Here is a 12800-nt window from a genome sequence, read left to right as displayed (position 1 = left end):
ACTTAACTGTTAAGCAGAAAATGGTGACAAGTACATCACTTGTCAATATGGATGGATGAATATCCTGGCATAGCGAATATAGGTGATTTTATCTGTTGCACTAAGGGAAATGGCGATGGTCTGGTATTGAATATGGAGAATGTCGAAGAAACGAATGGCAATAGATATCTGAAATGCTATAAAAATAAAACCTGTCTCCTATCCTGGTTGTAGGCCGTCAAAAATGTTGAGAAATATCAGCGTCAGGACATGCATTATTCTATTTATGGTATGTACGTTTCTTTTGGTGGATACTTTACAAATAGCTTTTCTGCACGATCTCCCTATTTTAATTACGTGTAATATCATTTATCTGATCTCGGCATTACTGCTTTGGTGGTATATGACCTGCTATCTGGTAGTGCCGATTAATACCGTGAAGAAAAGTATTGAAGAGGTCGCAGCAGGAAACTTGTCTATTCATATCTCCGAATTTGGCAATAATTGCGCCGGACGACTCATCCCCGGGATTAATAGCCTGTCGGAGAATATTTCCGCGCTGGTACGTGAAATCAGATCCTCTTCGCAAACGGCAATGACCCTTTCCGAACAACTGGCGGCGCGCAGTATGTCGCTATCCGTAAAGACGGAACAGCAGTCGGCCTCGTTAATTCAAACTGCCGCCAGTATGGATGAAATGGCGGCGAGTACCAAAAACAATGCGGATAATACCCGAATGGCGAGCATACAGGCGGATTGTGCAACCCAATGCGCCCGTAAAGGCGGTGAATTAATGGTGCGGGTTACAGAAAATATGCGTTCTATTACCGATTGTGCCTCGCAGATGACGGAGATTATTTCATTGATTGACGGTATCGCATTCCAGACTAATATTCTGGCGCTTAATGCGGCGGTAGAGGCTGCGCGGGCGGGCGATCATGGAAAAGGTTTCTCCGTGGTGGCCGGGGAAGTGCGTAATCTGGCGCATCGTAGCGCCGAGGCGGCAAAAAGTATCAAGGCGCTGATCGACGTTACGCATGACAATGTGCGGCAGGGGGCCGCCATAGTGCAGGAGGCTGAAAAAAATATGCAGGAGATTGTTGGCGGCTCCGGGCAATTAAACGTGCTGATGAATGAAATTTCCACCACCACGCGGGAGCAGGAAAAGGGCATTAACCAGATAACCCTGGCGTTGAGCGATCTGGAAAGCGCAACCCATAGCAATGTCTTAATGGTTGAAGCGCTATCTGCTTCTTCGGATGTTTTAAAGGCGCAGGTGATCGAGTTACAGACTAAAACCGACAAATTTCGTTTAAGCCAGCCGGGTTACAGTGAACATGCGCTGACGCGCTCTCATGTATCATCTCTTTCGACCATCACCAGGCGCGGCCAGGCCTGATAATACATGTTTGGTAAGCGCCTGTTGCTAAGGCGCTTTTTCCGCACGTTCCCGTCATTCTTTTTGCGCAATGAGAAAATGAGAGATTGCTTAACCTTTCCCGAAAGCTAGACTAACGGCATGAGAGTTGTAACGTGGAGGCGCTGTGGAAGCCATTAAGGGATCGGATGTGAACGTGCCGGATGCCGTTTTCGCATGGCTACTGGATGGTCGTGGTGGAGTAAAACCGCTCGAAGATAATGATGTGATCGATAGTCAGCATCCCTGTTGGCTACATCTTAATTATACCCACCCGGACAGCGCCCGCTGGTTGGCTTCAACGCCTTTACTCCCCAATAACGTGCGTGATGCGCTGGCTGGTGAAAGCTCGCGCCCGCGCGTAAGTCGTTTGGGGGAAGGGACGCTCATTACGCTGCGCTGTATTAATGGCAGTACTGACGAACGCCCGGATCAATTAGTGGCAATGCGTTTATATATGGACGAGCGATTCATTGTGTCTACCCGTCAGCGAAAGGTTCTGGCGCTGGACGATGTGGTCAGTGATTTGCAGGAGGGCACCGGGCCCGTAGATTGCGGCGGCTGGTTAGTGGATGTGTGCGATGCGTTAACCGATCACGCCAGTGAATTTATTGAAGAGCTACACGATAAAATTATCGATCTGGAAGATAATCTTCTCGACCAGCAAATCCCACCGCGCGGTTTCCTCGCATTGCTACGTAAACAGCTAATTGTTATGCGTCGCTATATGGCGCCGCAGCGCGACGTCTATGCCCGGCTTGCGAGTGAACGGCTGCCGTGGATGAGCGACGATCACCGGCGCAGAATGCAGGATATCGCCGACAGGCTGGGAAGGGGGTTGGATGAAATTGACGCTTGTATCGCGCGTACTGGCATCATGGCGGATGAAATTGCCCAGGTGATGCAGGAGTCTCTGGCGCGCAGAACTTATACCATGTCGCTTATGGCGATGGTTTTTCTGCCCAGCACCTTTTTAACAGGGTTATTTGGCGTTAACCTGGGCGGTATTCCTGGCGGCGGATGGCGGTTCGGCTTTTCTCTGTTTTGTATTCTGTTAGTTGTCCTGATCGGTGGTGTTACTTTATGGTTGCATCGCAGTAAATGGTTGTAACAAAAGCGCTTTTCAGACCATTTCGTATGAAAAAACGCCGAGAAATTTGAGCGAAGTCAATAAACCATCTACCTATTCGGGGCAATATCTCTCTCGCAGGTGAATGCAACGTCAAGCGATGGGCGTTGCGCTCCATATTGTCTTACTTCCTTTTTTGAATTACTGCATAGCACAATTGATTCGTACGACGCCGACTTAGATTAGTCGGCTTTTTTTTGCCTGTAGAATATCTGCGTCTACCCTTTAAGAGTCTGAATGACATTCTGGAGGGTAATATGAGCTGTCTTTTGACCTTATTATATCTACACTCGTCCTTGTCGGACCCGATTCCCACTGACCCTGTTCCCATTCCTGAGCCGCTTCCCCGTCCTCAGCCGATGCCCGACCCGCCGCCGGACGAAGAACCGATTAAAATGTCGCATCAAACGCGCGGATCTGCGAGGATACGCGCCTGCTGACTATGAGTCGTTACCGCGAGAGTAAATTGTGACCGCTTTTTCAACCCTGAATGTTTTGCCCGCCGCCCAGCTCAATAACCTTACTGAGCTGGGCTATCTTGAGATGACGCCTGTTCAGGCCGCAGCATTACCCGTCATTCTGGCGGGAAATGATGTGCGTGTGCAGGCCAGGACCGGTAGCGGCAAAACGGCGGCGTTTGGTCTTGGGCTCTTGCATCGAATTGATGTCACTCTGTTCCAGACACAGGCATTAGTGCTGTGTCCGACGCGGGAGCTGGCGGATCAGGTTGCCGGAGAGTTACGTCGCCTGGCCCGTTTTCTGCCAAATACCAAAATTCTGACCTTGTGTGGCGGGCAACCCTTTGGCGCACAGCGCGACTCGCTTCAGCACGCTCCGCATATCATTGTCGCGACGCCGGGGCGCCTGCTGGATCATTTACAAAAAGAAACCGTATCGCTGGATGCGCTGCACATTCTGGTAATGGATGAAGCAGACCGAATGCTGGACATGGGATTCAGTGACGCCATTGATGAGGTGATCCGCTTTGCGCCTGCGACGCGCCAGACGTTATTGTTTTCAGCAACCTGGCCTGAGGCCATCGCGGCGATTAGCGGTCGTGTACAGCAGCAGCCAATACGTATTGAAATCGATACGGTAGATGCGCTACCGGCTATCGAACAACAGTTCTTCGAAACGTCTGCGCATGAAAAAATTTCGCTGCTACAAACGTTGCTTAGCCAGCATCAGCCAGCGTCCTGCGTGGTATTTTGCAATACCAAAAAAGATTGTCAGGCCGTTTGTGATGCGCTTAATGCGGTAGGACAAAGCGCGTTGGCGCTCCACGGCGATCTGGAACAACGCGACCGCGACCAGACGTTGGTGCGTTTTGCAAATGGTAGCGCGCGCATTCTGGTTGCCACCGACGTTGCCGCGCGAGGATTAGACATTAAATCGCTCGAACTGGTGGTTAACTATGAGCTGGCCTGGGACCCGGAGGTGCATGTCCATCGTATTGGCCGTACGGCGCGCGCGGGAAGCAGCGGCCTGGCGATCAGTTTCTGCGCGCCGGAAGAGGCGCAGCGGGCGAATATTCTTTCAGAAATGCTGCAACTCAAGCTGAACTGGCTGAATGCGCCCGCCCGGCAGCCGTTGCTCCCTCTGGCCGCAGAGATGGCTACCCTATGCATTGACGGCGGCAAAAAAGCGAAAATGCGTCCGGGAGATATTTTGGGCGCGCTGACCGGCGATATTGGATTAGACGGGGCGGATATCGGCAAAATTAACGTGCATCCAATGCACGTTTATGTCGCCGTACGTCAAGCAGTAGCGCAAAAAGCCTGGAAGCAGTTGCAAAACGGGAAGATCAAAGGCAAGTCATGCCGGGTACGGCTATTAAAATGATCGATAGCATGGCGTCTCAGCGGAGTGCTGAGACGCCTGCAGATTATTTCACTTCGATAACATCAAGCCGCAACGCCTCTAAGGCGGTGTCATCTTCTTCCGGCTGCCAGCCGGCGGGCTGTAAGGGAATCTCTTCACGATCGAACGCTAAATCGCCGCCGTCGACGACCTCGGAACCGTGAGTGATCCCTTTGAAATCGAACAGGTTAGTGTCACAAAGGTGAGACGGCACGACATTCTGCATGGCGCTAAACATCGTCTCGATCCGTCCAGGATAGCGTTTATCCCAGTCGCGTAGCATGTCGGCAATCACCTGGCGTTGCAGGTTGGGTTGCGAACCGCACAGATTACAAGGAATGATAGGAAAGGCTTTGGCCTCAGCAAAACGGATAATATCTTTCTCGCGGCAGTAAGCCAGCGGGCGGATCACGATATGTTTGCCGTCATCGCTCATCAGCTTCGGCGGCATCCCTTTCATTTTTCCGCCATAGAACATATTCAGAAACAGGGTTTGCAGAATATCGTCGCGATGGTGGCCCAGGGCGATTTTAGTCGCGCCCAGTTCAGTCGCCGTACGATACAGGATACCCCGACGCAAACGCGAGCACAGCGAGCAGGTGGTTTTTCCTTCCGGAATCTTCTCCTTCACAATGCCGTAGGTGTTTTCTTCGACGATTTTATATTCTACGCCCAGCTGCTCAAGGTAGGCTGGCAGGATATGTTCCGGGAAACCTGGCTGCTTTTGATCGAGGTTGACGGCGACCAGTGAAAAATTGATCGGAGCGCTTTGCTGCAAATTACGTAAAATTTCCAGCATCGTATAGCTATCTTTGCCGCCAGAAAGGCAAACCATAATGCGATCGCCTTCTTCAATCATATTAAAATCGGCAATCGCTTCGCCAACGTTACGGCGCAGGCGCTTTTGCAACTTGTTCAGGTTGTATTGTTCTTTCTTTGTATTCTTTTGAATTTCTTGCATTATTTCAGTTCTCTGGTACTAAATGGGGCAAATTGGGGGCAAACTTTGCAACTACGATAACCGCACATTCAACATCGCTACTTGTTCGTCGTTCATGTCATCAATCTACATACCGTAAATTTCATACACCATCTGTGCAGTTTCATGCCCCATTTGGCTGGCGATAAATGCCGGGTTCGCTCCTGCCGTCAACAGCCAGCAGGCAAAAGTATGTCGCGTATGGTACGGATTACGGCGACGAATGCCAGCACGTTTTTATGGCAAGATACGCAATGGTTCAAAAGCGTCTTTATTCTGACATCCGTATTACTTAAGATATCATCACGACCCGAAAAATATTGGAACGAAGAGATGTATGACTAAAGAAGCTGTAATCTTTCTATTTATCGCCATCGTGGTAGAAGTTATCGCCACGATCTCATTAAAATTATCAGATAGTTTTACGCGTCTGGTACCGAGCCTCGTTACTATCATCGGATATTGTATTGCGTTCTGGTGTCTTACCATCCCAATGCGAACCATCCCTGCGGGTATCATTTATGCTATTTGGTCTGGGGTAGGGATTGTTCTTATTGGATTGATAGGATGGTTATTTCTCGGCCAAAAACTGGATATGCCGGCTATTATTGGCATGTTGCTTATCATCTGCGGCGTAATCGTAATCAATCTGTTTTCAAAAAGTGTCAGTCACTAGGCGATGATGATTGATTTGAGCCCGCACTCTCTTATGCGGGCTCGGGTATTTAGCGTACCACCAGTACGGAGCATTCCGCATGACGCACAACGGCTGCGGCGTTGGAACCCAACAGATAGGTAGTAATATCCGGGCGATGCGAGGCGATAATCACCATATCGGCCGGTAATTTTTTTGCCATTTCCAGAATCTTATCTTTAGGAGAGCCTTCTGCAACGTGAGCCTGCACGCGGTCCGCAGGAAGGTTGAATTTCTTGATAATCGCTTCCAGTTGAGATTTGGCTTCGGCTTTCAAATCGTCCATTGCGGGAAGCTCTGCTGAATAAGCCAGTCCCAGTGAAGCGTAATAGGGCAAAGACGGGATTACAGTCAAAAAGTGCACTTTAGCGTCGTCAATCTTTGCTTCAGCTTCAACATGCGAAATCACGCGTTGAGTTAATTCTGAATCTGAAATATCGATGGGTACAAGAATCGTTCTGTTCATAAAACCTCCTGTTTAAGTATCCACTGAAATTCTACTCCCTAAAGGCACTTTATGTACAATGACATACGTCACATTTTAGGTGCTGCTCCACGATACTCTGCGGGGACTACCTACAGGGGAGGGCGACGTAATATTACGCGTATTCCACGTAAATAATCAGCGAGTTGACGTTAAAACGTTATTTCTGCCTTGTCAGGAAAGACCTAAAAAGAGATGTTACCGTTTAATTCAATAATTAATGAAATAATTCGCAGTGAAATAGATATAATTTATACGAATGCTTTTGGGGGTATTATACGAAATAAAAATTATACAATATCATTCGGTTACGATATTCTACGCCTGTTATATGCCTTTATTGTCACATATTCATTTTGTCGCTGGGCCATTGCGTTAACCTTTGCTTTCCAGCGTATAAATTGACAAGCCCGAACGGATGTTCGGGCTTTTTTTGTTTCCAGGTTAATCCTTAGAATATTTTTTAATCTGCGCCGGGTTTTTCCGCTTTTCCTGCCAGCAAGGCAAGAAAATCATAGCGTTTTTGCAAATCCAATGCGGCATCTCGCCATAACTGTTCAGCTACTTCAGGCTGTTGCGCATTCAGGCGACGGAAACGCTGTTCATTAAGCAACGTTTCCGCAAGCGCATCTGACGGTGGCCGAGAGTCCAGAGCCAGCGGCGGCTTGCCTTCATCCGCACGGCGGGGATCAAAGCGGTATAACGGCCAGAAACCGGTCGCCGTTAACTGACGCATCTGGTCATGGCTTAGCGCCAGATCGTAACCATGTTCCTCACAGGGGCTATAGGCAATGATCAGCGACGGTCCTGGCCAGGCTTCGGCTTCCTGGATGGCTTTCACCGTCTGGTTTAACTGCGCGCCCAGCGAAATTTGCGCGACATAAACATGACCATACATCATCATGCTGACGCCAAGATCTTTACGGGCTTTACGCTTGCCATGTTCGCCAAATTTAGTGACGGCGCCAAGCGGCGTCGCCTTCGACGCCTGGCCGCCAGTATTGGAATAACACTGCGTATCCAGAACCAGAATATTGACATTCTCCGTCAGGCTTAACACATGGTCTAAACCGCCAAAGCCGATGTCGTATGCCCAACCATCGCCGCCAATCAGCCAGATTGATTTTTCTACCAGCGCATCAGCATCCTTTAACAGTTCCTCTGCGCCCGCAACCGATTTCAGATGTTGGCGTAATGCGGCGACCTGTTCACGCCGAACGTCAGGCGTTGCTTCGGTATGCAGAGCATCGTTTAATTCCGCCGGAATGCGATCGGCGAATTGCGCCAGTAAACGCATGACGCGCGCCCGGTGCTGATCCACGCTCAGACGGAAACCGAGACCAAATTCCGCGTTATCTTCAAATAACGAATTCGCCCATGCCGGGCCGCGTCCGTTGGCATCGGTGGTATAAGGCGTTGAGGGCAAATTACCGCCGTAAATAGAGGAACACCCCGTGGCGTTAGCGATTAACATTCTGTCGCCATATAACTGAGTCAGCAGTTTAATATACGGCGTTTCACCGCAGCCGGAACAGGCGCCGGAATATTCAAACAGCGGCGTAATAAGCTGCGATGTGCGGATATCAATTCGTTCCAGTTTGCTGCGATCGATTTCCGGCAAGTCGAGGAAAAAGTCATAATTCACTTTCTCTTCTTCCACATGCTCAAGGCGTGACATCATGTTAATCGCCTTGATCTGTGGATTTTGCCGATCTTTAGCCGGGCAGACCTCTACGCATAAATTACAGCCAGTACAGTCTTCCGGCGCGACCTGCAGCACATATTTCTGGCCGCGCATATCGCGGGACTTCACGTCCAGCGAATGCAGACTGGCTGGCGCGTTCTCCATCGCCTGCGGGGAAACGACTTTCGCACGAATCGCCGAGTGAGGGCAGGCGGCGACGCAGTGATTACATTGTGTACACAGTTCCTCTTTCCAGACAGGAATCTCTTCGGCGATATTGCGCTTTTCCCAGCGGGTGGTGCCCATTGGCCATGTTCCGTCCGGCGGCAGGGCGGAAACAGGCAGTGCGTCGCCGAGGCCCGCCAACATGGCGGCGGTAACGGTTTTCACGAAATCCGGCGCGGCGTCGGAGACGACCGGCGGGCGATGCGCGCTGTGCGGATTAACCGCCTGCAACGGCACTTCCGCCAGCGATGCCTGCGCCAGCGCCAATGCCTGCCAGTTACGCTCAACCAGATCCTGACCCTTGCTGCTATAGCTTTTGGCAATCGCGCCCTGCAGCTCAACCAGGGCGCTATCGCCCGGAAGAATATGCGTCAGGTGGAAGAAAGCCATTTGCATGACGGTATTGATGCGGGCGCCAAGTCCACATTCGCGGGCGATTTTCGCCGCGTTAACCACGTAAAAACGCGCCTTTTTCTGATTCAACACCGCCTGAACTTCTTGCGGCAGACGCGACCAGACCTCGTCGGCGCTGTACGGCGTATTAAGCAGAAAGATACCGCCGGGCTTCAGACGCTCCGCCATCTGATATTTATCGATAAACTGTAATTGATGGCAGCCGACAAAATCCGCCTGAGCAATTAAGTAAGCGGAACGAATGGGTTTTTCGCTGACGCGCAGGTGCGATACCGTGAGCCCGCCAGCTTTTTTAGAGTCATAAACGAAATAACCTTGCGCATACCACGGCGTAGAATTACCGATAATTTTAATATTATTTTTCGTGGCGGATACGCTGCCGTCGCTTCCCAGACCGTAAAATAACGCTTCAAGTTTAGCGCTGCCGGGCAGAGTATTTTCCGGTAATGGCAGCGAGAGATTAGTGACGTCATCATAAATGCCCACTGTAAACCGTGGTTTGGGTTTCGCGCGGCTGAGTTCATTAAAGACCGCCAGTACGCACGCCGGGCCGAACTCTTTGGATGATAGCCCATAACGGCCGCCAATGGTGCGCGGCAACGTTTCGCGCTCGCCATTATTAAAGGCTTCCGCCAGTGCGGTCATCACGTCCAGATAAAGCGGCTCGGCCTGCGCGCCAGGCTCTTTGGTGCGATCCAGCACGGCGATAGCGCGAACGGTTTCCGGTAATGCCTGTAACAAATGTTTGGCGGAGAAGGGGCGGAACAGACGGACTTTCAGAACGCCGACCTTTTCTCCGCGTATCAGTAGCTCGTCCACGACCTCTTCGCAGGTGCCGAGGGCGGAGCCCATCATAATGATGACGCGTTCAGCCTGGGGATGGCCATAATATTCAAATGGCTGGTACTGACGGCCCGTAGCGTCGCCAAATGCCTTCATCGCCTCTTCAACATGATCATAAACGGCGTTGTACCACGGGTTGGTCGCTTCGCGAGACTGGAAGTAGGTGTCCGGATTCGCTGAAGTTCCACGAATCACCGGATGTTCCGGATTCAGCGCGCGGGCGCGGTGAGCGTCGATCTCCGCCTGCGGCATCAGGTTCAGAATGGTTTCATCCGTTAGCGGTATAATTTTGTTGATTTCATGCGATGTACGGAAGCCATCAAAAAAATGAATAAACGGAACGCGGCTTTTCAGCGTAGCCCTGTGCGCGATCAGCGCAAAATCCTGCGCTTCCTGAACGCTGGCGGCGCATAACATCGCGCAGCCTGTCTGGCGGACCGCCATCACATCGGAATGGTCGCCAAAAATAGAAAGCGCGTGTGTGGCGACGGTGCGCGCGGCAACGTGCAGTACAAACGGCGTGAGCTGCCCCGCCAGTTTATACAGCGTTGGAATCATCAGCAGCAGCCCCTGCGATGATGTAAATGACGTGGAAAGCGAACCGGTTTGTAACGCACCGTGAACGGCGGCGATCGCGCCGCCTTCCGACTGCATCTCTACCACACGCGGCGTATCGCCCCAGACATTTTTAAGCCCATTACCGGCCCAGGCATCCGCTTGTTCAGCCATTGTTGAACTGGGCGTAATCGGGTAAATGGCGATAACCTCGCTGGTACGGAACGCCACCGACGCTACCGCGCCATTACCGTCAATTGTTTGCATATGACACCCTTACATTGCGCAAAAAAGAGGGACACGCATAATCGTGAGCGCATCCTGTAGTTATCCTTTTATTTTAGCAAAGCCCTTCAAGCCCCATTTTCGCTTTTGTGTCCCTGGCGGGAGGAGAATGGCGATTTCTTGCCGAAAAGACGTAAAAAATTGCCAATAAATGTTAATGAAGCGCATAAATGCGCGCTTTGCCTCTCGACGCGTCAGTTTCTGCTGCCTATTATTTAGGGCGGTGTCGTTTGGATGAATAAACAGAGGGGAGAGAAATGCGCGCAGCGTTTTGGGTGGGATGTGCCGCGTTATTATTGTCGGCTTGCAGTAGCGAACCTGTTCAACAGGCAACCGCGGCGCATGTTTCGCCAGGGATGAAAGCGGCGATGTCCAGCGCCGGCGAAGCGAATTGCGCTATGATTGGCGGTTCGCTTTCAGCGGCCCGGCAGCTTGATGGTTCAGTAATTGGTATGTGCGCGCTCCCCAACGGCAAACGTTGTAGCGAACAGTCGCTTGCCGCCGGAAGCTGCGGGAGTTATTAAGCGCGGCGTTTCGCCTGACGCGTATAACTTTTCACTTAATGGCTTAGTGCGCTAAATCTGCCAGTTTATACATTAGCGTTGTTTCTGCCGTCGCCAGCGTTAATTGGTTCGCGGTTAAATCGACCTGTGCGCCTTTGCTGAAGAGCTCGCTGAGGGTACCGTCCAGCGCATTAAGCTGCGGATCGGCGCACATCATTCGGGTCATCGCTAAATTTTTCACTTTTAATTCGCCGTCCGACAGTTTTCCTTCGCCGGTGAATTGATTGCACATTTTGCCAGATACCGTCATGTCCTCGCCAAAGCTGAGCTCCGGGCCGGTGACCGTTTTACCGTTTACGCTTTCCAGAACAAAGCGGTGGTGCTCCAGTTGCTCGCGTTTGACGGACACTTTTCCACTGCTCACGCACCCTGTGATTATGATGCTCAGGGCGACCAGCGTGACGATTTTCTTCATTGATATTCTCTGTAATCTGATAGTTAACACTGACTATAGTAATAATATGACCGGATAGATCTTCAGGGGTTATCCGAAAATGCTCCCCTGAGCGCAGGGGAGCGACAGGATTAGAACAGCGCGTTCGGGCAGGCTTCGCCCTTCTCAAGCTGGCTTAAGTTTTGTAGCGTGGTTTCAGAGATGCTGATCAGCGCTTCTGCGGTCAGGAATGCCTGGTGCCCCGTAAACAGTACGTTATGGCAGGCCGACAGACGGCGGAAAACATCATCCTGGATAACATCGTTTGACTTATCTTCAAAGAACAGGTCGCGTTCGTTTTCATACACATCCATCCCCAGCGAGCCGATTTTCTGATTCTTCAGAGCTTCGATAGCCGCCTGGGAATCAATCAGCGCGCCACGACTGGTATTAATGACCATAACGCCATTTTTCATTTGGTCGAATGCCGCATGGTTCAGTAAATGGTAGTTTTCCGGCGTGAGCGGGCAGTGCAGGGAAATGACATCCGATTCGGCAAACAACGTTTGCAGATCCACATACTCGACGCCGAGGTCAAGCGCGGCGGTGCTGGGATAGGGATCAAACGCCAGTAAACGCATTCCGAAGCCTTTCAGGATACGCAGCGCGGCGACGCCGATTTTACCGGTACCAATGACGCCAGCGGTTTTTCCGTGCATGGTAAAGCCGGTCAGTCCCTCAAGGGAAAAGTTAGCGTCGCGGGTGCGTTGATAAGCGCGGTGAATACGGCGGTTCAATGTCATCATCATGCCAATCGCATGTTCAGCGACGGCTTCCGGAGAATAAGCCGGCACGCGGACCACCTGCAAACCGAGCTCTTTAGCGGCATCCAGGTCGACATTATTAAATCCGGCGCAACGCAGCGCGATGTATTTCACGCCGTGTTTTTTCAGCTCTTCCAGTACCGGTCGGCTCCCGTCGTCATTCACGAAGATACAAACTGCCTCACATCCATTGGCGGTTTTCGCCGTTTTCTCGGTCAGCAGAAAATCAAAAAACTCCAGTTCAAAACCGAACGCTTCGTTCACTTGCTGTAGATATTTCTTGTCATACTGTTTGGTACTATAGACGGCGAGTTTCATATGACCTTCTCCAGTGATGTTAGAATCACACAAATATACTTAAAATTATCTTACAAAAAATCAAAAATAATTGATAGTCATACATATAATGAATAATTTTAGGTTATCATTCTCCACAACGCCTCAAATAGCCGGAGGGCGCCCCTGCAACATGCATAACGCATCACCCGCTTG

General features: G+C 50.9%; 12 protein-coding genes and 1 pseudogene. 6 read left to right on the top strand and 7 right to left on the bottom strand.

The annotated features are described in order from the left end of the window. Positions 1-223: 223 nt before the first annotated feature. The 3 genes from J4645_RS06645 to dbpA all read left to right on the top strand — a co-directional run bounded on the left by J4645_RS06645 (position 224) and on the right by dbpA (position 4367). Positions 224-1378, top strand: a complete 1155-nt coding sequence (locus J4645_RS06645; RefSeq protein ID WP_000945618.1) for a methyl-accepting chemotaxis protein — start codon at positions 224-226, stop codon at positions 1376-1378. A gap of 145 nt (positions 1379-1523) precedes the next feature. Beyond that, the gene (gene zntB, locus J4645_RS06640) at positions 1524-2507 is read left to right on the top strand and encodes a zinc transporter ZntB (protein ID WP_000387370.1); all 984 of its coding nucleotides are present in this window, start codon (positions 1524-1526) and stop codon (positions 2505-2507) included. A 486-nt stretch (positions 2508-2993) separates the two neighbouring features. Next, complete coding sequence (gene dbpA / locus J4645_RS06635; protein WP_000123685.1) at positions 2994-4367, top strand: ATP-dependent RNA helicase DbpA; 1374 nt, start codon at positions 2994-2996, stop codon at positions 4365-4367. Positions 4368-4410: 43 nt separating this feature from the next. Here the strand turns inward: dbpA and ttcA are convergent, their stop codons facing one another. Then, entirely contained in the window at positions 4411-5346 is a 936-nt protein-coding gene (ttcA, locus tag J4645_RS06630) for a tRNA 2-thiocytidine(32) synthetase TtcA (protein ID WP_001156208.1), read from the bottom strand. 105 nt (positions 5347-5451) lie between these two features. Continuing rightward, positions 5452-5601: pseudogene (locus tag J4645_RS06625) on the bottom strand (tyrosine-type recombinase/integrase); the annotation flags it as partial. Between J4645_RS06625 and J4645_RS22390 the strand changes: the two are divergent. Continuing rightward, positions 5557-5709 (top strand): hypothetical protein, encoded by a 153-nt coding sequence (locus J4645_RS22390; RefSeq protein WP_023214589.1) that lies wholly within the window; start codon positions 5557-5559, stop codon positions 5707-5709. The pseudogene J4645_RS06625 and the gene J4645_RS22390 sit on opposite strands and share 45 nt — an antisense overlap. Beyond that, positions 5702-6040 carry an SMR family transporter gene (locus J4645_RS06620; RefSeq protein WP_000159240.1) on the top strand — a complete coding sequence of 113 codons (339 nt, stop codon included), beginning with the start codon at positions 5702-5704 and terminating at the stop codon, positions 6038-6040. Before J4645_RS22390 ends, J4645_RS06620 begins: the two co-directional genes overlap by 8 nt. 49 nt (positions 6041-6089) lie before the next feature. On the opposite strand, the gene uspF is transcribed toward J4645_RS06620, so the two are convergent. The 3 genes from uspF to J4645_RS06605 form a co-directional block, all read right to left on the bottom strand. Further along, on the bottom strand, positions 6090-6524 hold the full coding sequence (gene uspF, locus J4645_RS06615; protein WP_001082296.1) for a universal stress protein UspF: 435 nt from the start codon (positions 6522-6524) through the stop codon (positions 6090-6092). 481 nt (positions 6525-7005) lie between these two features. Beyond that, complete coding sequence (nifJ, locus tag J4645_RS06610; RefSeq protein WP_023214590.1) at positions 7006-10530, bottom strand: pyruvate:ferredoxin (flavodoxin) oxidoreductase; 3525 nt, start codon at positions 10528-10530, stop codon at positions 7006-7008. Between the two features lie 60 nt (positions 10531-10590). Continuing rightward, entirely contained in the window at positions 10591-10902 is a 312-nt protein-coding gene (locus J4645_RS06605) for a hypothetical protein (protein WP_031607629.1), read from the bottom strand. Here J4645_RS06605 and J4645_RS06600 point away from each other — a divergent pair. Then, positions 10806-11072, top strand: a complete 267-nt coding sequence (locus J4645_RS06600; protein WP_001200680.1) for a DUF333 domain-containing protein — start codon at positions 10806-10808, stop codon at positions 11070-11072. The genes J4645_RS06605 and J4645_RS06600 overlap by 97 nt on opposite strands. 43 nt (positions 11073-11115) lie before the next feature. Here J4645_RS06600 and hslJ read toward each other — a convergent pair whose 3' ends face one another. Together hslJ and ldhA are read right to left on the bottom strand one after the other, a co-directional pair. Beyond that, entirely contained in the window at positions 11116-11526 is a 411-nt protein-coding gene (hslJ, locus tag J4645_RS06595) for a heat shock protein HslJ (protein WP_000725238.1), read from the bottom strand. Positions 11527-11636: 110 nt separating this feature from the next. Next, positions 11637-12626, bottom strand: a complete 990-nt coding sequence (gene ldhA / locus J4645_RS06590) for a D-lactate dehydrogenase (protein ID WP_000762206.1) — start codon at positions 12624-12626, stop codon at positions 11637-11639. Between the last annotated feature and the right edge of the window lie 174 nt (positions 12627-12800).

The organism is Salmonella sp. 32082101201600294FB01SM01 (assembly GCF_017572865.1).
Lineage (GTDB): Bacteria > Pseudomonadota > Gammaproteobacteria > Enterobacterales > Enterobacteriaceae > Salmonella > Salmonella enterica.
The sequence above is the reverse complement of the archived record's forward strand: the minus strand, read 5'-3'. Positions and strand labels throughout refer to the sequence as shown.